We start from the raw sequence: 21,784 nt of genomic DNA on the forward strand, positions 1-21,784 counted from the left end.
AGAACACCATGAAGACTACAATACTGGCCCTCGCGGCCGCAGCCTTTGCCGCCGGCACGGCCTATGCCGGCACGGTCGATGTCATCAAGGAGCGCGGCGAGGTGCGCTGCGGCGTCAGCCAGGGCGTGCTCGGCTTTTCCGGGCCGGACAAGAAGGGCGTCTGGGGCGGTTTCGACGTCGATTTCTGCCGGGCGGTCGCTGCGGTCACACTCGGTAACCCGGACAAGGTGGCCTATGTGCCGCTTTCCACAAAGGACCGCTTCACGGCGCTGCAATCGGGCGAAGTTGACCTTCTCTCGCGCCAGACGACCTGGACGCTCTCGCGCGACACCGATCTCGGCATGAGCTTCGTCGGCGTCAACTACTATGACGGCCAGGCCTTCATGGTGAACAAGGAGGTCGGCGTGAAGAGCGTCAAGGAGCTCTCCGGCGCCTCCGTCTGCACGGAAACCGGCACGACGACCGAGCAGAACATGGCCGACTATTTCAGCGCCAACAAGATGGAGTACGAGGTCATCGCCTTCGAAAAGCCGGACCAGACGATCCAGGCCTTCAACACCGGCCGATGCGACGTCTATTCGACGGATGCTTCCGCGCTCTACGCCCAGCGCCTGACGCTCAACGATCCCGACCGTTTCGTGGTGCTGCCCGAGGTCATCTCCAAGGAGCCGCTCGGCCCGGCCGTGCGCCAGGGCGACGACCAGTGGTTCAAGATCGTACGCTGGACGCTGTTTGCGCTGATCGAAGCCGAGGAAATGGGCATCACCAAGGAGAATGCGGCTTCCCTCGCCGAGAGCGGCACCATCGCGCAGAAGCGTTTCCTCAGCATCGAGAGCGAGGCCGGCAAGACGTTGGGGCTTGGTTCGAAATGGGCCTATCAGGCGATTTCTGCCGTCGGCAATTACGGCGAAATCTTCGAACGCCACCTCGGCAAGGACAGCCTGCTCAAGATTGATCGCGGCCTCAATCGCCTGTGGAATGACGGAGGCCTGATGTACGCCCCGCCCGCTCGCTGACGTAGACTGGCCAGCTACCGCGGGATGTTTACCGCGGTAGCTGGCTATGTCTCGCAGGCAACCTTGCAGGTTCAAAATTACCTTTTGGATATTCCGACCCGACACCCGTCGAAGACACGAGTGGGCTAGGGAATGATTGTGAGGGAGTGGCCCCGCTGAGGCAGCGCATCGACTACGCCATGCGCGCCACCGGTCTGAGTCATCGCAATGAGCCTTGTCTCCTCCGCGGAAGGCGATCCAGCTCGCCTCACGAGCAGATTCGAAATAATTTAGGCCTATCGAGAACTTAGCTCAATTGAGATGCGCCGGCTTTGTGAGGAAACGGGCGAAACGGTGCAACTGTGTTCGCGCGACGAAGGTATGATGACTGTGATTGCAATGGTGGAAGGCGAAGGGCACTTCCGCGTGACGTCGGACGTGGGGACTCGGGTCCCGCTGAACTGGACAGCATCGGGCCGCCTTCTGCTTGGGCATCTCGAAGAAGGCGAGCGTATCGCAGCTTTTGCAAGGTCGGCGCGGTCATCACCAACGGGTAGAGCTGAAACCGATCCGCTGGTTCTTGCCCGGCAGTCGTCAGAGGACTTTCAGCGCAGACTTGCCATCCAGATGGGGCAATCCGAATATGCGGTTGCTTGCATAGCCGCTCCTATCCGCGATGAGCAAGGAGCTTGCGCCGCTACCATCTCGATTGTCTTGGCGGATAGTCAAGCTGATGCTCGTGCGGATGAACTCGCGACAGCGGTCAAGAATGCTGCGCGTCGCATTGAACTTTCGATTGGCTTTGACCAACCGTCTTGAGCCTGCCGCCAATGATGTGACATCGCCCCCACAGTCTTTAAGAAGGCCGTGGTCACGGCCCGGATGTGACTCCGGGCATTTAGCCTGTCTGACGCCGAGCGGCTGACAGATGCCGTGCCACGAATTCTCGCCGGATTCTCACCCAATCTTCAGATTGAGTGACGCCTTACGGGCCGTCCGAGAGGTCCAGAAAGAGCTTCACCAACGCCGCGTTGATGAAGTAGTCACTCTCGCCCGAGCAACGGTCGTGGCGGAAGTCTCAGCCACGGCTTCGAGCATATAGATGACCGAAGCCGCCCAGTCCCCTGTGTCCCGAACGGCCTGAAGGTGCCGATAATAGTCGGCCTTGTCGCGGGTGATGAAGCGCGGCAAGTACAGCACTTGGAAAGCCGTCCAGACGGTATTTCTTAACTCTCATCAGGTGTGGGCAGATATTGCGGGAAGGGGTTCTGTGGTGACCAGCAGCATGGGGGGCTTTGAGCAAGCCATCTTAGCAGGGCGAGGGAAGACATGTTTTGCAACGGCCCCCGATCATTCCGGTCGCCAGTGCCATCCCTTCGACCAACAATCACCTAAGCCTGTTCGGTTTCAATCGTGCAACCCGCGTCAGTCCGGGCCGTGTTGGCTGCCTTCAGCGTACTGAAGTCCAAATCACCCAAGGCGGCCTTAAGATCACCACCTCACCCTTGCTATCTCGCGTCCCGGACTCTCGGACGGTCGCGTGATGCGCGACGAAAACGACTATCCAGGCATGGACGCCGAAAGGTACCGCATCACCTGCTTTAGAGGTGTCGGCAAGGCAACAGCAGAGTACTGCGAAAAGGGAATGTCCTCGGTCATCGTCGCATCCACTATATTAAGTGGACCGACGCAACCGTACCGACCGCTGTGACGAATTCCCGTTTTGAAAGGAAGGGATTCCCCTAAGGCCCGGCGGAGACGCCCGCCGGTGCATTGGTGCCTTCGGATCAGATTCTGCTTGACTAAATCACAGCGCCATAGTTAGTTCGTCAACAGAACGAATTAATAAGGTGCTAAATGGAACCCGCCCAGTCCCACTCGTTTTCCCGGCAGGTTTCGCTTTGCATGACGATGCAGTCGATCATCCATTGCGGACCAATCTCGCGCGCTTCGATCTCGAAACAGACCGGGCTTTCAAAGCAAACGGTCTCGGAACTCGTGCGCATCCTCGAAGAGGAAGGCTGGGTCAGCGAAACGGGCCGGACTTCTGGCCACGTCGGTCGTACGGCCACGACCTATGAACTGATCCCAGACAGTGCTTTCATGGCTGCCGTCGATCTGGGTGGCACAAAACTTCGTGTGGCCATCGTTGATCTGGCCGGTTCTATCGTCGCAGAAGTTGTCGCTCCGACCCATCCCGATGGTGGCCGGGCCGTTGCGGTCCAAATAGGTGAGCTGGTCGAGGCCGCGGTCATGCAAGGCAATGTCGACCGGACGCGGGTTCGGCAGACGGTTGTCGGTTGTCCGGGTGTCCCGGATCAGGCCACTGGATATGTGCGCTTCGCGCCAAACATTACAGGAATCGATAGTTTTGATTTCCGGGGTGCCGTGTCTAAGGAAACCGGCACGCAAGTCATGCTGGAGAATGACGTCAACCTTGCCGTTCTGGGCGAGCAATGGCTTGGGGCAGGGCGCGGGATCGACCATCTCGCTTTCATTGCCCTGGGAACCGGCATTGGTGCAGGCCTGATCGTGAATGGTAACTTGTTGCGTGGGGCGTCCGGCGCAGCAGGGGAACTTGGCTATTTGCCCTTTGGCGCCGATCCGTTCGAAGCCGAGTCACTGCGGGTTGGTGCTTTTGAACGAGTGACAGCCACTCAGAGTATCCGTTCGGCTTATCAGTCGGCGACTGGGCGCGCCATCGAAGTGCCAGCGATATTCTCAGCTGCCGCAGAAGGCGATGCAGCAGCACAGGCTGTCCTTGACGGCGTAGCCCGGCAGCTTGCCCGCGCGGTGGCCACACTAGGCGCTGTGATCGCGCCCGAGGTCGTTATCCTTGGTGGCTCGATTGGCGCGCGCCCGGAGATCATCGCGGCGACCGAAGCCGAGCTGGCGCGCTGTTTTCCCTTCCCAATCCGTGTCGTTCCAAGCCTGCTTGGAAACCACGCTGCTCTCAGCGGTGCCGTGGCGATCGGCCTTACCGAACTGCATACGGCGCTCTTTGCTCAGTCCGCCCCGGGTGCAGTCGTAACGCTCCCGGCGCCTAAGCCTGGCTTGATCCCGAGGGCAGCAGAATGACCGGCCGCGACACCTTGATCACCCGACTGCGCGCCCGTCTGGACACGGTCGCAGCGACCGATCTGCTGGCACGGGCAGTGCAAGCGGCCTCGGTCACCGGTGACGAGGCCAACATGGTTGCGATGCTGCGGCCCGAGATGGAGCGCCTCCGCCTTTCACCACGTGTCGACGAATTCCTCGCGGGCCGCCCCAACATAAGCGGGCGACGACCCGGCGCAGGAACAGGTCCGGACCTGCTGTTCATTGGGCATACCGATGTGGTCCACCCTCGCGACTGGAGGGATTATTGGGCTGGTCACGCCCAGCAAGACCCGTTTGGTGCGGCAGTCGTCGATGGCGAACTTTGGGGGCGTGGTGCTGCCGATCTTAAAGCAGGCATATGCACTGCGCTGGCCGCGTTGGACTTGATTGACCGGTCGGGCATCCGTCTCGCAGGCAGCGTCTCATATGCTTTCGTCGGCGACGAAGAGAGCGGCGAGACTGGAACGGGCATCAGCGCGGGCGTGCGGCAATGGGCCAATTCCGTCACCTCTGGCAAACTTCCCCGCCCTGACCTTGCTGTCTATGTCGAGCCGACACGATTGCAGGTGCTGCCTACGCAGATAGGGTTTTACATCGCGGACGTGAAGCTAACCGGACAAGCGGCCTACTTTGGTCGCCCCGATCTTGGCCGGGACGCATTGCGGGCCGCGCACAGAGTTTTGCAGGCGATTTGGGATCATTCCGACCAGCTTTCAACAGCCCGCGAGCATCCGCTACTGGGTCGGGCCTTCACATTGGTTACAGGGCTTGAGGCCGGCGGCCTGATCGCAGTACCTGGCGAATGCCGTTTCTCTATGATCGGCAAGCTGCTGCCGGGTGATAGCCTTGATCGCGCGACCGCCGAACTCGAAGCGGTGATCCGCGCAGCGACCCCGGCGGATATCGGCATCGAGATCGTCTTTCCAGCTGGGCGTGACCATCCACGCGGCGGATCGCCTGCCGGCATTGCGGTTGATCATGACTTGGTCAGGACCTTGTCCAACTGCATTGCATCTGTCCGCCCGGATCGCGGCGGCATCGAAGGGGCACCGTTCTGGTCGGAAATGCCCTTCCTCACACAGACGATCGGCATCCCGGCTGTCTACTGCGCGCCCGGTGACATCTCGATCTGCCACACCAACTTCGAGCGGGTGCCGCTGAAGGACTACCACGACGGCATTCTGGCCTTCGCGGCTTTCATCGCCACCACTTGCGGAATCCTGCCCGAGTGATCGGGCCAACATCAGGGAGAACGACCGTGAAAATTGCGACGAGGAAACTTCTGGCATCGCTTTCGGTGCTCACGCTGCTGGCACTTCCCGCCAGCGCGCAGACCGTTGGGCCATCGGGCGAGGCAGCTACGCCCGCGTCCGAAATCACCTTGGACGAAGCGCAGGCGGCTGAACTTAAAGTCAAAGGTCTCAAGGCGGCCCTGCTCTGGCACGACCAGGCCGACTTCGTGAACGCGGTAACGGCAGGTGCGACGGATGAGTTCACCCGCCTGGGGATCGAAGTTGTCGCTACCACCTCGGCTGGGTTTGATAGCGCCAAGCAGTTGGCCGATGTCGAAACCACGATGGCACTGAAACCGAATATCATTCTGTCGCTGCCTTTGGATCCGGTGGCTTCAGCTGCAGCGTTCAAGAAGGCCAGCGAAGCCGGCATAAAGCTGGTGTTCCTGTCGAACCTGCCTGCTAACTACAAGCACCCCACGGATTATGGCGCCATTGTAACAGATGATCTGTTCCAGATGGGCAAACAGGCGGCAGATGTTCTGGCGACTTCGATGGGTGGCAAGGGCAAGGTCGGTTGGATTTTCCATGATGCTGCCTATTACGTCACCAACCAACGCGACAACGCCTTCAAGACCACGATCCAGAATGACTACCCCGACATGCAGATTGTGGCCGAAGCCGGGATCAGCGACCCGGCACGCGCCGAAGAAATCGCCAATGCGATGCTGCTGCAAAACCCTGATCTTGGTGGCATCTACGTCACTTGGGCGGGCCCGGCCGAAGGTGTGCTGGCAGCTCTTCGCGCGACTAGCAACACCACAACCAAGATCGTGACGCTGGACCTGTCGGAACCCATCGCGCTTGACATGGTCAAAGGTGGCAACGTGGCCGGGATCGTCGCTGACGAGGCTTACGAGCTGGGTCGTGCCATGGCGGCCGTTGGTGCCCGCGCCGTCTTGGGGGTCGAAAACCCGCCCTTCATCGTCGCCCCCGCATTGGCCGTCACCAAGGATAACGTCGTCGAGGGCTGGCGGAAGTCCCTGCACAAAGACGCGCCGCAGTCAGTGCTCGACGCCTTGAAGTGATGCGACCTGCTGCGCCCGGTCGTCGCCTGGCGCAGCACCACTTCTCGCCCTTCTCTCTGTTTGGACGCATGTTATGAACTTTACACTCCCCTCGCGCGCCGCCTTGCAGGGACTGATCGTCTATGCCGGCTTTGTTCTGATCTTCCTTTTCTTCTCGGTTATGCTTTGGGATCGCGGGTTTCTGTCGGCCCAGAACCTTACCAACATCGTCTTGCAGACGGCGCCCGCGACGGTGCTGGCCGTCGGGCTTGTTTTTGTGCTGGCAGCTGGGGAAATCGACCTGTCCTTTGGCGCTGCCGTTGCATTGGCCGCGATCGTCGCGGCCATGGTGATGCGGGTCTATCCTTGGCCTATTGGCGTGCTGGCTGGAATGGCAACCGGCATGGCCGTTGGGCTGGTGAACGGTGCTATTGTCGCCTATGCGCGGCTGCCCTCCTTTCTGGTCACACTGGCCACTATGGGCGTCGTCGCCGGACTGGCGCGTGAGTTGTCGAACCTGCAATCCATTCCTGTCACCGCAGAGCCATTCATCGCTGTCTTCGGCGGCGGCCGCGTTTTCGGCATCCCTTCGCTGGTTCTCTGGACCATGGCAGCGCTGGTAATCGGCCATCTGATCTTTCGGGAAACCCGTTATGGCGCACATGTTCTGGCCACAGGCGACAACCCGAGGGCGGCCCTGGTATCTGGTATACGCGTCGTGCGCCTGCGGCTTTCGGTCATGGTGCTGTCTGGGGCCTGCGCGGGTCTGGCTGGGCTCCTCTATGCAGGCCGCCTACAGGCCGCCCGCTATACCTTGGGTGAGAGCGATCTGATGACGGTGATCGCAGCTGTCATCGTCGGTGGCACAGCTTTGAGCGGCGGTCGGGGGACTATTCCGGGCGCGCTGGTCGGCAGTCTGATGATGGGCATGTTGTCAAATGGGCTGATCCTGATGGGCCTGTCCGTCTCTTGGCAGATGATCATCAAGGGCCTGATCGTACTGGTTGCCGTTGCCGTTTCGTTGCGCGAACCCAACCGCTAACAGGAGGCTCCTCATGTTCCTTGACGTCCTGCGCCGCCGCAATCCTGATTTCATCCGGACTGCACAGTCCCTGCATCAGGCCGGAATGATCCCCGCGAATTCTTATGTTCTCGATCTGGATGCTGTTACCGAAAACGCTCGCCTTATGCGCGCCGAGGGCGACCGACTGGGCCTGAAGGTCTATGCGATGACCAAACAGGTCAGCCGCAATACTGGGTTTTCCCGCGCTGTGATGGCGGGTGGAATTGACCGGGCGGTGGCCGTAGACATGGCCTGTGCCATCGCATGCCAAAACGCGGGCCTGCGGATCGGCCATCTTGGTCATCTGGTGCAAGTGCCCCGCGCCGAAGCCGCCATGGCCGCGCGTGACCTTGCACCCGACTATTGGACGGTGTTTTCAGACGATAAGGCCGCCGAGGCGGCCACTGCTGCAAAGGCGTCGGGCCGCGAACAAGCCCTTCTTGCCCGCGTCCAAACCCAAGGTGATACGTTTTACCGGGGTCACGAAGGCGGATTTGCAGCTGAAGCTGCGGTTGAGGCCGCGCGCCGGATCGACGCGCTGGATGGCGCGTGCTTCGCCGGGATTACCACCTTCCCAGCGCAGCTTTACGATCATACCAGCCGTAGAGTGCGCCATACCCCGAACTTGGCCACCCTGCAGCGCACCGCAGATGCGCTACGCCGGGCTGGCTTTTCAGACCTTGAAATCAACGCCCCCGGCACGACATCGCTGGTCACCTTGCAGGCACTGGCCGAAGCAGGCGCGACGCAGGTGGAGCCGGGCAATGGTCTGCATGGCACGACGCCGCTGCATGCAGTGGATGACCTGCCAGAACGTCCCGCCGTTCTTTATCTGACCGAAGTCAGCCACCTGCACGCTGGTCGCGCCTATTGCTTTGGCGGCGGGCTCTACATTGATCCGGTGTTCCCGGAATATGATGTGCAGGCTTTGGTTGGCCCTGAACCGACCGTTGATGCCGCATCCTTGCGGTCGGTTGAAATCCCGCCCCCTGCTGCGATTGACTACTACGGCATGATCGACGCCACCGGGCCAACGCCAACGCCACCGCGCACCGGCGACACCGTTGTTTTCGGCTTCCGCGGCCAGGCCTTCGTCACTCGCGCCTATTCCGTGGGGATCGCCGGAATCTCGACTGGCAACCCGCAGGTCATATCCATTGAGAATATTTTTGGTCAGCCAGAGCCCTGGCCCCGTTTGCGTAAGGCAATATCATGACCCCAGTTCTGCAACTCAAGAATATCCGCAAGTCATTCGGTGGTGTCACCGCGATTCAGGACTTCTCGCTTGACCTTAATGCGGGGGAAGTGGTGGCTCTGGTAGGAGACAATGGCGCCGGCAAATCCACACTGATCAAGATGATCTCGGGCGTTTACCCCCCATCCTCGGGCGAGATCCTGCTGGATGGTGAACTCGCCAGCTTTGCCGATGCCTCAGTTGCGCGCGAGCGTGGGATCGAAGTGGTCTATCAGGACCTTGCCCTTGCCGACCAACAGACGGTCTACATGAACCTCTTTCTGGGCCGCGAACCCGTGAAAGGCCCACTTCGCCTGCTGGATCGTAAACGGATGATCGCGGAAACCGAGGCTCTGGTGAAGGAACTTGATGTGCGCATCCCTTCGGCCTCCGCTACCATCCGCGACCTGTCGGGTGGTCAAAGGCAGGGTGTCGCCATTGCGCGCGCCACACATTGGGCCAAAAAGCTCGTCCTTCTCGATGAACCCACAGCAGCACTTGGGGTTGCCGAAACCGCACGGGTTGAGGCGACAATTGAGGCGCTGAAGCTACGTAAACTTGCTATTTTCATCATCTCGCATAGCCTTGATCAGGTATTCCGCCTGTCTGATCGCATCTGTGTCCTGCGCCGGGGTCAGCAGATTGGCATCAGGGAAACGGCCAAGACCGACAAGAACGAAATCATCGCCATGATCACAGGGGTTGCGGCATGAACGGCCCGGGACACATGATGGTCGCTGAAGGTACAGAAATTCCTGCAGCGATCGAAGAGGGCTGATGGAGTGGATGCCCCCTCCCGACGGCATCGCAATGTGCACCTCAAGGCATCGCGAACCTAGCCCTGTTGGCGAAGACTATTGAAGATCACGAAGCCGGCCTCGAGCTTATCGTTGTAGAGACCGGCCGACTGTATCTGGACCAAATCGAGGCGCTGTCCTCGCGCATCGCGTCGCTGGTGGCCTGAACCCTAATATCCCTCCAGTGTTAGGGAGCAGAGCAATCAGAGCAATCAGAGCAGTGATCTTCTTGCCTCAAAGCTAGGAAAGAAGGTGTCTAGAAATCTCGGGGCTATTCAAACGAACGTCCGACGAGCCAATATCCCGGACGATGCGTGATCCGTTTCCAGCGGGCGATGATCTCGCCGGCAACAAGCGAGACGGCTCAAGTTTGCCTGACGAGCTTTGCTTTCGATGATCCATCAGTTCATCGCTGGACGGACGTGGAAAACGCGGGGATTTTCGGCAATTGCAGAGGCAGAAATCAGCAAGTGCACAAATGTTGCGCGCCGCAGCATCTGTGCGATGGATTCATGCAGTTTCAGTGGCTGATTTTGAAATTATGCTTTCAATCTCAGGTTTGCGAGACTAAACTGGAAGAAATAGCGGCACCTGAGCCCCGTTTCGATCGCGTCCATGACGCGCATCGGCGGGGCTTTTTGCATTGGGAATCGGATGAAGCGAATCGTAGACATTGGTGTGCTTTTGTCACGCAGCGGCATGTATGCCGCCTTGTCGCGGGCTAGCCGCGACGGCGTGTTTCGTGGCGTCGAGGAGGTCAATGCCGATCCGGGGCTCGATGTATCCTTCCGCGTCACCGAACGCGACCCTGACGGACGGCTTGACCGTTATGCGCCTCTCTGCCGCGAAATCCTGCGTGGCTCCGGCGTGCGCCATATCTTCGGCTGCATCACATCCGCAAGTCGCAAGGAGGTCATTCCTGAACTCGAGCGCTTCGACGGAATCTTGTGGTACCCAGTGCCTTATGAGGGATTTGAGGCGTCCGAGCGGGTCGCCTACATGCATGCCTGCCCGAACCAGCATCTGCTGCCGCTTTTGGACTGGGCGCTGCCCACGCTGGGAAAGCGCGCCTATCTCGTCGGCTCCAATTATATCTGGGGCTGGGAGATGGCGCAGATCGCGCGCGAGAAGATCGCAGCTGCGGGCGGACAGGTCCTGGGCGATCGCTACCTTCCCATCGGTGACACCGAACTCGACCACATCATCAGTGATATAAGGGCATTGAAGCCGAGCTTCATACTGAACTCGCTCGTCGGCGACAGCGCTTACGCCTTTCTGGCGCGGCTCGCCCAGTTAAAGCAAGAGGCCGAATTCGTCGATGGCTTGACCGTGCTGTCGTGCAACTTCACCGAATGCGAGATCGAGGCGGCAGGCGAGGCGGCCGAAGGGCTGGTTTCGGCCGGTCCGTGGTTCGAGCCAGACGGTGGGAGGGGCGGATCGTTTTACGAGATGGCGCGCCAGTCCGTGCATGAACTGGCCCTGCTTCTGCATGGTCGCCCCGAGGCAGAAGAGCTTCCCCTGGCGGAACTCCTGCACACGGCGCTCAAGGCGGGCCGCACGACGCGCCTTGATCCCGTGCACCTGCATGCGCGCCAGCCGGCGATTGTCGCGCGTCTGGAAAATGGTCGGTTTCAGGAGATCAGGCGACTGCCTGTGATGCGTGCTGATCCATACCTCACGCAAAGGGCGCAGCCCGCCTATTCGGGCTCCCACTTGAAAGTGGTGTCATGACCCGCATCAGGACAGAAAATCTGGGTGGAGCAACCGCGTGGATCCTGCACCGACCTCACCCTTCTGTAAATGGGCTTGTCCGCCAACTCGGGGTCATTGGCCTTGAGGTCCACGAGGTCTGGCCCGAGCTTCCGGTCGAGACGATCGAGGCAGACTTCATCTTCTACGATGCAGACATGGGCCACGACGAGCAGTTCCCCTGGACGCCCGGACAGTCACCCATGCCGATGATCGCGCTTATCGGATCGGAAGCGCCGGGCCGCTTGCGCTGGGCTATGGAAATGGGCGCGCACGCCCAGCTCCTGAAGCCGATGAGCGACAAGGGCGTCTATGCCGCTCTTCTCGTCGCGCGCAGCAATTTCGATCGGGCCAAGGCCTCCGAAGCCCTGATCGCCGATCTGCAGAGCCGCCTTTCGGCACGTCAGACGATCGTGCGCGCCGTCATGCTCTTCGTGATGAAGGGCAAGACGGAAGCCGAGGCCTATGACCTTCTGCGTCAGACCGCGATGGCTTGGCGCGTGACGATCGAGATTGCCGCCGAGCGGCTGGTGGCTAATCACTCGCATGAAAGGGGTGCCGACGATGGCAGACGCATCGATCCCGCCTGAATCCTTGGCTGTACCTGAAAGCGGGCCATCCGTGTGGCGGCAACTGGCTGAACGCAAGCTGGCGCTATTGGGGCTCCTGATCACCTTTGTCTGCGTCGGTGGCGCGATCTTCGCCCCGTTGCTTGCACCCTTCGATCCTTACGAGCAGTTCTTTGACGGCCTCACCATCGAAGGCGCGCCCTTGCCGCCGAACACGATGTTCTGGTTCGGCACGGATCTTCTGGGCAGAGACCTGTTCTCGCGCATCCTGTATGGCGCGCAGACCTCGCTCGTGATCGGGCTGGTTGCCAACGGAACCGCCTTGCTGATCGGCACGCTGGTCGGCGTGACCGCGGGTTACTTCCGCGGCATCATCGGTGCGGTGCTGATGCGCTTCACCGATCTGATGATGGCCTTTCCGGCATTGCTCCTGGCGATCTGTCTGGCTGCGATCTTTTCCCCGTCCCTCTGGATCGTTGCGATGGTGATTGCCTTTGTGAACTGGGTCCAGACGGCACGCGTGATCTTCACGCAGACCTCCTCGCTCGCCGAATGCGACTATATCGCGGCGGAAAAGACGCTTGGCGCCGGCCATGGGCGCATCCTGTTCAAGCACATCCTGCCACATCTGATCCCGACTTTGATCGTCTGGGGGACGCTTGGAATCTCCACCACCGTCCTCTTGGAGGCGACTTTGTCGTTCCTCGGCATCGGTGTTCAACCGCCAATTCCGTCCTGGGGCAACATCATCTTCGAGAACCAGACCTACTTCCAGTCTGCACCTTGGCTGGTCTTCATTCCCGGGGCGGCGATCCTGTTGCTGGCGCTTGCGTTCAACCTCGTCGGCGACGCGCTACGCGACATTCTCGATCCGACACAACAGGGGCGTGACTGATGGCGGCCTATATCCTCAGACGCCTGGTTCAGTCGGCGCTTATCCTGCTCGGCGTGTCCTTCATCACCTTCGTCCTTCTTTACGTCCTGCCGGCAGACCCTGTCCGTCAGATCGCCGGTCGCTCCGCAACAGCTGCAACTGTCGAGAGCATTCGCCAGCAGCTCGGGCTGGATCAGCCGTTTCTCGTGCAGTACGGCAACTATCTCTTGAACCTCGTCCAGGGCGATTTCGGACGCTCCTATCTTCAGAAGACGGAAGTCGCCGAGCTCCTGTTCTCGCGCCTGCCGGCAACCTTGCTCCTGCTCGTTGCAGCGATCGGTTGCGAGCTCCTGATTGGCCTGCCGCTCGGCATCGTGGCTGCGCTCAATCGCGGCAAGGCGATCGACAACGGGCTGATGCTAACGAGCTTCCTGACGGTCTCTGCGCCGCAATTCGTCGTGGCGCTGTTGTTGCTGTTCGTCTTTGCGGTGAAGCTCGGCTGGTTCCCGATCGGCGGATACGGCACCTTCGCCCATCTCGTTTTGCCGGCCGTGACACTCGGTATTCTCGGCTCGGGCTGGTACTCGCGCATCATGCGATCCTCGATGGTCGACGTATTGCGGGCCGACTTCATCCGTACCGCCCGCGCCAAGGGCCTCGGCCGCAGCAGGGTCATTCTTGGACATGCCCTGCCCAACGCGATCCTGCCGATCATAGCGATGATAGGCATCGATATCGGCCTCTTCATGTCGGGCATTGTCGTTGTCGAAAGTGTCTTTGGCTGGCCCGGTATCGGTCAGCTGGCCTGGCAGGCGATCCAGCGCGTCGACATTCCGATCATCATGGGCGTCACGCTCGTCTCTGCCTGCGGCATCGTCATCGGCAACCTGATCGCCGACCTGATTTCGCCGCTCATCGATCCGCGCATCAAGCTGCGCTGAAACCGTCAACCCACAGGAGTAAGGCCTATGAAGAAGCTTATCCTCTCAACTGCGCTCGCAACCCTCATGGCCCTGCCGGCCTTTGCGCCGGCCAAGGCCCAGGAACCGAAGCATGGTGGCAATATGGTCGTTACGTATAAGGACGATGTCGCGACGCTCGATCCGGCGATCGGTTATGACTGGCAGAACTGGTCGATGATCAAGTCGGTCTTCGACGGTCTCATGGACTACGAACCCGGCACCACCAACCTGCGTCCGGGTCTTGCCGAAAGCCATGAGATTTCCGAGGACGGCTTGACCTATACATTCAAGCTGCGCCCCGGCGTCAAGTTTCACAATGGCCGCGAACTCGTGGCTGACGACGTCGTCTACTCGATCAACCGCGTGATCAACCCGGCCACGCAGTCACCCGGCCAGGGCTTCTTTGCGATGATCGACGGCTATGACGCCGCTGCTGAGGGCAAGGGCGAGACCGTCTCGGGCGTGTCTGCGCCCGATGCCAGCACTGTCGTCTTCAAGCTGTCGCGTCCGGACGCAACTTTCCTGCACGTCATGGCGCTCAACTTCTCGTTTGTCGTTCCGAAGGAAGCGGTCGAGGAAGCCGGAGCAGATTTCGGCAAGAAGCCGGTCGGCACAGGGGCATTCAAGTTGACCGAATGGACGCTCGGGCAGCGCCTCGTCTTCGAGAAGAACGCCGATTATTGGATCTCGGGCGTTCCCTATCTCGACAGCTTCACGGTTGAAGTCGGTCAGGAGCCGGTCGTCGCCTTGCTGCGGGCACAGAACGGTGAGGTCGATATCCCAGGTGACGGCATTCCGCCGGCCAAGTTCGTCGAAGTGATGCAGGATGAGGCGCAGAAAAGCCTCGTGGTCGAAGGCGGCCAGTTGCATACCGGCTACATCACCATGAATGTCACGAAGGCGCCGTTCGACAAGGTCGAGGTACGCCGTGCCGTGAACATGGCGATCAACAAGGATCGCATTGTTCAGGTTATCAATGGACGTGCCGTTCCGGCAACCCAGCCGCTTCCGCCATCCATGCCGGGCTACACTCAAGCTTACGAGGGCTACAAGTTCGACCAGGAAGGCGCAAAGAAGCTCCTGGCCGAGGCCGGTTACGCAGAGGGGTTTGAGACCGAACTCTTCGTCATGAACACCGATCCGAACCCGCGTATCGCCCAGGCGATCCAGCAGGATCTGAAGGCAATCGGCATCAACGCCTCGATCAAGTCCTTGGCGCAAGCCAATGTGATCGAGGCAGGCGGTGCCGGCAATGCGCCGATGATCTGGTCCGGCGGTATGGCCTGGATCGCCGACTTCCCGGATCCGGCAAACTTCTACGGGCCGATCCTTGGATGCGGCGGTGCCGGCGAAGGTGGCTGGAACTGGTCGAAATACTGCAACGCGGACCTCGACAAGATGGCCGCAGACGCCGATTCCATCGTCGATCCTGCCAAGGTGGACGAACGCCTCGCCAAATGGTCCGACATCTACATGAAGGTGATGGAAGACGCGCCCTGGGCGCCGGTGTTCAACGAGCAGCGCTATACGATGAAGTCTGCCCGCATGGGGGGGGATAACGCCCTGTATGTCGATCCGGTGTCCATCCCGGTCAACTACGACTACGTCTTCATCAAGGAGTGATGCAGCCATGTGCAAGCACTGCAATCACACGATCCACGCCCATCAGCACCATTTCGGCTGGGACAATTCCTTTGCTCCGGCACTCAATGCTGCACCGGGCGAGACGATCCTGTTCCAGTGCCTTGACAGTTCTGGGGGCCAACTTGGCCCCCAGTCCACCGTCGAGGATGTGCAGGCGCTCGATTTCGCCAAGATCAACCCGGTGTCGGGTCCGATCTATGTCGATGGTGCGAAGCCCGGTGACGTGCTGAAGGTGACCATCGAGAGCTTCACGCCGCAGCTTCGTGACGGCGCCGGCTTCGGCTGGACAGCGAACATCCCGGGCTTCGGGCTGCTGGCCGACCAGTTCACCGTGCCTGCGCTCAATGTCTGGAAGTTTGACGCGACGAGCATGGAGCCCGCGCTGTTTGGCAAGACCGCGCGCGTGCCTCTCAAGCCCTTTGCGGGAACGATCGGCAATGCGCTTGCCGAAAACGGTCATCATACGGTTGTGCCGCCGCGGCGTGTGGGCGGCAATCTTGATATCCGCGATCTTTCCGCTGGAACGACGCTTTATCTGCCGGTCGAGGTCGAGGGTGCGCTGTTTTCCGTTGGCGATACCCACGCCGCTCAGGGCGATGGTGAGGTTTGCGGCACGGCCATCGAAAGTCCCTTCGATGTCGTTTTGACACTTGACCTGATCAAGGATCAGCCACTGAAGATGCCGCGTTTCACGACGCCAGGGCCGGTCACGCGTCATCTCGATTCCAAGGGCTATGAGGTGACGACCGGCATCGGTCCGGACCTATGGGCTGCGGCGAGGGATGCCGTCTCCGGCATGGTCGATCTTCTCGCAACGACGCAGAAGTTGGATCCTGTCGACGCCTATATGCTCGTCTCGACCTGCGGTGATCTTCGGATTTCCGAAATCGTCGACATGCCGAATGTCGTGGTGAGCTTCTACTTCCCGAGGGCCGTCTTCGAATGACCGCATCCATGCTTTCTCCCGTGGCCGAGCCAATGGCTGACGTCGTCTTGTCGGTTCGCGACCTGCAGGTGTCTGCCCGCTCGGACCAGGGACTTGTCCCGCTGGTCGATGGGCTGAGCTTTGACCTGCATCGAGGTGAGACCCTTGCGATCGCGGGAGAAAGCGGTTCGGGCAAGTCGATAACCTCGCTGGCCTGCATGGGCCTTTTGCCCGAACCCGGGGTGCGGGTGACAGGCGGTTCAATCCGCTTCGAGGACACCGAACTGACGACCCTGCCGGAAAAGCGGATGCAGGCGATGCGCGGCGCACGCATCGCCATGATCTTCCAGGAGCCAATGACCGCGCTCAATCCGGTCATGAGCATTGGCCGTCAATTGATCGAAGCGATCCGCGCGCACGAGCAACTGTCGGTGTCGCAGGCGCGAGCCCGCGCGCTCGAAGCGGTCAAGGCGGTGCGTCTCTCGCAACCGGAGAAGCGGCTTGAGCAATATCCGCATGAACTCTCTGGCGGCATGCGGCAACGCGTCATGATCGCCATGGCAATTGCGCTGCGACCCGCCGTTCTCATTGCCGACGAGCCGACAACGGCGCTCGATGTCACGGTTCAGCGTGAGGTTCTCGATCTTCTGCGCGACCTGCAGAAGGAGCTGGGGACCGCCGTCATCCTGATTACCCATGACATGGGCGTTGTTGCCGAAATGGCCGATCGCGTGATTGTCATGCGCAAGGGGCAGATGGTCGAGGCCGCGGGCACGGTCGATCTCTTCGATGCGCCGAAAGACCAATACACGCGCGATTTGCTTGCGGCGGTGCCGCGCATCGGGGGCGGGGCTGAGCGTCCCGCTCTTGAGACCCGCGATGTGCTCGTGCGTTATGACGATGTATCGGTGAATTTCCCAATACGTGCGGGGCTTCTTGGACGGGTTGCGGCGCGTGTGCATGCGGTCGAGCATGTTTCGCTGGAGATATACCGCGGCGAAACCCTGTCGCTCGTCGGCGAATCCGGCTGCGGGAAGTCGACAATGGCAAAGGCGCTGGTCGGACTGGTGCCCCACGAAGGCCGCATCGAGATCAACGGTCAGGCCATGGGGGAACTTCGCGCTGCCGGCCGCAAGGCGATCCGGCGCGATTTACAGATCGTCTTCCAGGACCCCATGGCAGCGCTTGATGCTCGCATGACCGTCGGCGAGCTTATCCGCGAACCGCTTGTTATCCACGGGATTGGAACGCCGGCCGAGCAGAAGGCACGCGTGCGCGAGCTCCTGGAGCGCGTGGAGATGTCGCCGAGCGTCTACAATCGCTATCCGCACCAGTTTTCCGGTGGTCAGCGTCAGCGCATTTGCATCGCGCGCGCCTTGGCTCTGAAACCGAAGCTGATCGTCTGTGATGAAAGCGTCGCTGCCTTGGACGTGTCGATCCAGGCAAAGGTGCTTGACCTTCTGCGCGACCTGCAGAAGGAAAGCGGCGTGACTTATCTCTTTATCAGTCACGACATGGCAGTGGTGGAGAATATCTCCGATCGTGTCGCGGTCATGTATCTTGGCCAGATCGTGGAAATGGGGACGCGCGCGCAGCTTTTCGGCAATCCGCAGCATCCATACACCAGGCGCCTCTTGGAAGCCGTCCCGGTTCCGGACCCGCGCCGAAAGAGATTGGCCGCTCCCCGCCTGGCGGGTGAGATCCCGAGCCCGGTGTGGAAGGTCGGCGTACAGCCAGAGCGGGTCACGTTGGTCGATATCGGCCATGGCCACCTCGTGGGAGATCTCGGCTAGATCACGGGCGCCCGCACCGCGGATTTCGATCACTCTGCTTGTGTGACCAAAACTGGCTTGTCGTCAGAGCAGGACTTTGACCGAACTTCGTTCTTTACCCTCAATGGTGGCGACTTACCTGCCTTGTCCTCGCGCTTGTACAGCATGATGTGCGGGAACGGGATTTCTACGCCTCGGCGGTCGAAGACCTGCTTGATCAGCTCGTTGTAAGCGCGGCCGGTTGCCCAGTGGCCGCCGGGAACGGTCTTGATGCGCGCGCACCTTGACGGGGCTGTCGCCGAAAGCGGTTACGCCATGCATCTCGAGCCGGTCGATGATCATCTCCCGCCATTCGGTCTGCACCAAAAGGTCGAACGCCTCGTGTATCGCCTCCTTCACCTCGGCGATGTCCTCTCGCCAGGCGACGCCGATCTCGGCGCAGAACAGCCCGCCGCGCTACCCTCAATCCAAGACCTGCCTGAGATCCTCGACGTCATAGGGCTTAGCAAGCCACTTCACCTGCGTACCAAGTTGCGCACCATCTTTCAGATCAGAGGCGGACAGGCCCGACGCGATGATGATGCGAATGGCCGGCCATCGCGTCTGTACCTCTTGAGCCAAAGATGTTCCTGACACATCCGGCAGCCCGATGTCCGTTATCATCACGTCAATCGCATTATCCTGCAGAATTGCCATGGCTTTGGCTGCCGTTCCCGCCTCGAAGACGGTATGACCAAAGTCCGAAACCATATCACTCGCGGCCATAAGGATGAGTGGTTCGTCTTCAACCAGAAGAACACTGAGCGTGCGTGCTTCATCTTGTTTTTGGGCTGAGCCTATATCCAGCTTTGACGCGCGCCTGCTGTCACGATCCAGGCAGGCTCTTACACGATGAGCCAATTCGTCTCGGGTATAGGGTTTGCTTAAGAGCTCGACGCTTTCGTCCAGACGGCCGCCGTGGACGATCGAGTTTTCGGTGTATCCGGATGTGAACAGAACCGCCAATCCGGGAATGAGCTCTTGAGCGCGTTTGGCCATTTCGTGGCTCTTCAACGGACCCGGCATAACGACATCTGTAAACAAGAGATCGATTGGCATCCCGCTCTCGACGATTGCCAGGCCGCTTGTCGCGTCTCTTGCGCGCAACACTTTGTATTCGAGATCGACCAGCAGTTCGACGACAGTCGCACGCACATCGTCGTCATCCTCGACCACGAGGATGGTTTCGCTGCCACCGCGAGCCGGACCTGTCCAGGTAACCGAGGCGATGGCCTCCTGTTGCCGTATCCGCGGCAGATAAATGCGGAATGTCGTGCCTTCCCCCAATTCACTATAGACTTTGATGTGTCCGTTGGACTGCTTCACCAGACCGTAGACCATGCTCAGTCCAAGACCGGTTCCCTGTCCTGGCGGCTTGGTGGTGAAGAAAGGTTCGAAGACCTGGTCAATGATGTCTTGCGACATGCCGGATCCCGTGTCGGTGACAGCTATAAGGACATACTGTCCGGGCTCGATGTCTGGGTGTTGGCGCGCATACCTGTCGTCCAAATAGGCGTTGCCCGCTTCAATTGTGAGCTTGCCGTGTCCGTTCATGGCGTCACGGGCGTTTATTGCCAGGTTGAGAATCGCATTTTCGACCTGTGTTTCATCGACCAGTGCATTCCACAGGCCACCCGCAATGATTGTCTCAACTTCGACCCCCTCGCCGAGGGCTCGTCGAAGAAGATCATCCATGCCTCGCACCAGCCTGCCCAGGTTGATGACTTTTGGTGCCAGGGGCTGCCTGCGCCCGAACGCAAGCAACTGTGCTGCTAGCTTTGCACCACGAGACACCCCGGCGATTGCGTTCTGCACCCGCTGCTCGGCGCGGATATTTCCGGCGACATCCTGGGTCAGAAGTTGCAGATTGCCGCCGATGACCTGGAGCAGGTTGTTGAAGTCGTGCGCAATTCCACCCGTGAGTTTACCGACGGCTTCCATCTTCTGGGCTTGCCGTAGCTGACCCTCAATGGCCTCTCTTTCAGCGACCGTTTCATCGACCCGTTTCTGAAGGGCTGCATTGAAATTCTCAAGTGCGGCGCGCGCTTCGATCTCGGCGGTGATGTTACGGGCTTCAATGACCGTCCCGATCGCGACTCCATTGGCGTCGAGGATCGGGCTTGCAGTGAAGCCCACGGGATAGAAGCTGCCATCCTTATGGATAAACGTCTCCTCACCCTGCACCCGATGCTCTTCCGGGAACGCCCGGTCGATTGCACACTCATGCAGCGGGAACGGCCGTCCGTCCGGATAGGTGTGATGAATGACGTCATGAAGCGGACGTCCCTTTGTCTCTTCGAACGTGTATCCCGTCAGTCGTTCCGCTGCCGGGTTCATGTAGACGCATTCCTGGCGATGATCCATTAGGAACACCGCCATGGTGGTGTTATCGAGGACAGTATCCAGACGCTGCGAGACTTGTTCCAGTGCGCGAAGTGCTGCGTCACGCTCCGTCGTATCCTCAATCGCCGCAAAGAAAACGGGGCGATTCTCGTCCTGCAGGAGCTGTAGCGATACCGAGACGTTGTAATCGCTACCATTCTTGCGCCGGTGCACAGTGTTAAACTGTTGGATCAGCTTTTCACCTGAGCGAAGCGGGGCAAGCAACGCGTCGAATTGTTCCGGCGACACCTCCGGCTTGATGTCGATTGGGGTGATCTCTCGCAACTCGTCCATGGTGTAGCCGAGATTTTTTCGGGCCCCCCGATTAACCAGGACGAAGTTGAGAGAATGCGCGTCAAAGACGAAGATTTCGCTGGCTGCATCCTCGACGATCCGGCCGAGCCGCTCGCTGGCCGAAGATGACGTCAAGCGGTGCAATTCGGCAGAGGCGCGTCCTGCATAGAATAACAGCGTTTCCTGCGGCTGCCGCGTAGGATCAAGTGGTTCGTCGTTGACAAGTGCGAGCAGTCCGATGCTGCGCCCGTCCGTCCCTTTCAGTGGTACCCCGAGATAGCTCTCAGCGCCGATCTCTGCCAGAAGCGGATCTTTGGGGAACAGCCTGGATACATCGGCAGGGTAGTGGCACATTTCATCGCCAAGTACCTTTGCGCAGGGTGTGCCATCCAAATCGTACTCAAAGTAGTTCTGTCGACGGCCATCACCCCAGGCAGACAGAACCCTTGCCCGTAAAGGATTGTTCGGGTGAAGGTCGCATAGCAGAACCCACCGTGCGCCCAGCGCCTCAGCCAACCCCTCGACAAGCCCATCCAGGAACGGCCTCCCGATCAACTGCGAGCATTCAATCAGTCTCTGTCTGGCAGCATCGGCGCGTTTGCGAGCAGTCATGTCACGCGCAATCTGCGAAGCGCCTAGCACCTTGCCGTCCTGATCTTTGATCGGCGAGACGGTGAGCGAGATGTCCAGCAACTCGCCATCCTTGCGCAGCCGTTGTGTTTCTAGATGATTCACGCTCTCAGAACGGCCAACCAGAGCAAGGATCTCATCTTCCTCTGCATGGCGCTCGGCAGGGATGACCTGGCTGACGTGGTGCCCGATCATTTCGTCGGAGCAATAGCCGAACAATTTGGTGGCGCCCAAATTCCAACTTGTGACGATGCCGTTGAGCGAAATGCTGATAATCGCATCATCGCAATGCGCCACGATCGCCTCGAAGCTAGTTTCGTCGGATGCGTTCTCAAAGGTCTCAGTCAATGGTCTGTCTCATTGTAAGGCCCAGAGGCTTCAGCATCTGAGGAAAGTTGGCGGCACTTAAGGAGAGTAATGCTCCGATACTGACAACCTAGTTATGACAGAAAGAGCA

At 59.9% G+C, this 21,784-nt stretch carries 16 protein-coding genes; 15 read left to right on the top strand and 1 reads right to left on the bottom strand.

The genetic code is table 11. The features are described from left to right. Positions 1-8: 8 nt before the first annotated feature. From SJY08_RS21415 to SJY08_RS21485, 15 genes are all read left to right on the top strand, one after another. On the top strand, positions 9-1,016 hold the full coding sequence (locus tag SJY08_RS21415) for an amino acid ABC transporter substrate-binding protein (RefSeq protein ID WP_377278182.1): 1,008 nt from the start codon (positions 9-11) through the stop codon (positions 1,014-1,016). Between the two features lie 360 nt (positions 1,017-1,376). Next, complete coding sequence (locus tag SJY08_RS21420) at positions 1,377-1,814, top strand: IclR family transcriptional regulator C-terminal domain-containing protein (protein ID WP_300890455.1); 438 nt, start codon at positions 1,377-1,379, stop codon at positions 1,812-1,814. Between the two features lie 1,086 nt (positions 1,815-2,900). Further along, the gene (locus SJY08_RS21425; RefSeq protein WP_377278185.1) at positions 2,901-4,073 is read left to right on the top strand and encodes an ROK family protein; all 1,173 of its coding nucleotides are present in this window, start codon (positions 2,901-2,903) and stop codon (positions 4,071-4,073) included. Continuing rightward, the gene (locus SJY08_RS21430; protein ID WP_377278187.1) at positions 4,070-5,326 is read left to right on the top strand and encodes a M20 family metallopeptidase; all 1,257 of its coding nucleotides are present in this window, start codon (positions 4,070-4,072) and stop codon (positions 5,324-5,326) included. The genes SJY08_RS21425 and SJY08_RS21430 overlap by 4 nt, the downstream gene beginning before the upstream one ends. Positions 5,327-5,352: 26 nt before the next feature. Next, entirely contained in the window at positions 5,353-6,414 is a 1,062-nt protein-coding gene (locus SJY08_RS21435) for a substrate-binding domain-containing protein (RefSeq protein WP_377278189.1), read from the top strand. A 73-nt stretch (positions 6,415-6,487) separates the two neighbouring features. Then, positions 6,488-7,435: an ABC transporter permease gene (locus SJY08_RS21440; RefSeq protein WP_054149573.1), complete on the top strand. Its 948-nt coding sequence runs from the start codon at positions 6,488-6,490 to the stop codon at positions 7,433-7,435. A gap of 13 nt (positions 7,436-7,448) precedes the next feature. Continuing rightward, positions 7,449-8,672 (top strand): alanine racemase, encoded by a 1,224-nt coding sequence (locus tag SJY08_RS21445; protein WP_377278191.1) that lies wholly within the window; start codon positions 7,449-7,451, stop codon positions 8,670-8,672. Beyond that, a complete protein-coding gene (locus SJY08_RS21450) occupies positions 8,669-9,403 on the top strand; it encodes an ATP-binding cassette domain-containing protein (protein WP_300890451.1) in 735 nt (244 codons plus the stop codon). Before SJY08_RS21445 ends, SJY08_RS21450 begins: the two co-directional genes overlap by 4 nt. A 738-nt stretch (positions 9,404-10,141) precedes the next feature. After that, positions 10,142-11,218: a transporter substrate-binding protein gene (locus SJY08_RS21455; RefSeq protein WP_377278194.1), complete on the top strand. Its 1,077-nt coding sequence runs from the start codon at positions 10,142-10,144 to the stop codon at positions 11,216-11,218. Then, positions 11,215-11,826, top strand: coding sequence for an ANTAR domain-containing response regulator (locus tag SJY08_RS21460; RefSeq protein ID WP_069042979.1), 612 nt, complete (start codon positions 11,215-11,217; stop codon positions 11,824-11,826). The genes SJY08_RS21455 and SJY08_RS21460 overlap by 4 nt, the downstream gene beginning before the upstream one ends. Continuing rightward, the gene (locus SJY08_RS21465) at positions 11,801-12,700 is read left to right on the top strand and encodes an ABC transporter permease (protein ID WP_377278196.1); all 900 of its coding nucleotides are present in this window, start codon (positions 11,801-11,803) and stop codon (positions 12,698-12,700) included. Before SJY08_RS21460 ends, SJY08_RS21465 begins: the two co-directional genes overlap by 26 nt. Continuing rightward, complete coding sequence (locus SJY08_RS21470) at positions 12,700-13,620, top strand: ABC transporter permease (protein WP_054149568.1); 921 nt, start codon at positions 12,700-12,702, stop codon at positions 13,618-13,620. Before SJY08_RS21465 ends, SJY08_RS21470 begins: the two co-directional genes overlap by 1 nt. A gap of 27 nt (positions 13,621-13,647) precedes the next feature. After that, positions 13,648-15,264, top strand: coding sequence for an ABC transporter substrate-binding protein (locus SJY08_RS21475; RefSeq protein ID WP_377278199.1), 1,617 nt, complete (start codon positions 13,648-13,650; stop codon positions 15,262-15,264). A 7-nt stretch (positions 15,265-15,271) separates the two neighbouring features. Next, positions 15,272-16,231, top strand: a complete 960-nt coding sequence (locus SJY08_RS21480) for an acetamidase/formamidase family protein (RefSeq protein ID WP_377278201.1) — start codon at positions 15,272-15,274, stop codon at positions 16,229-16,231. Beyond that, entirely contained in the window at positions 16,228-18,003 is a 1,776-nt protein-coding gene (locus SJY08_RS21485) for an ABC transporter ATP-binding protein (protein WP_377278203.1), read from the top strand. The genes SJY08_RS21480 and SJY08_RS21485 overlap by 4 nt, the downstream gene beginning before the upstream one ends. A gap of 441 nt (positions 18,004-18,444) precedes the next feature. On the opposite strand, the gene SJY08_RS21490 is transcribed toward SJY08_RS21485, so the two are convergent. Then, positions 18,445-21,675 (bottom strand): PAS domain S-box protein, encoded by a 3,231-nt coding sequence (locus SJY08_RS21490; RefSeq protein ID WP_377278205.1) that lies wholly within the window; start codon positions 21,673-21,675, stop codon positions 18,445-18,447. Positions 21,676-21,784 lie beyond the last annotated feature (109 nt).

Origin of the sequence: Rhizobium sp. R86522, assembly GCF_042466255.1 — a bacterium.
Classification (GTDB): domain Bacteria; phylum Pseudomonadota; class Alphaproteobacteria; order Rhizobiales; family Rhizobiaceae; genus Allorhizobium.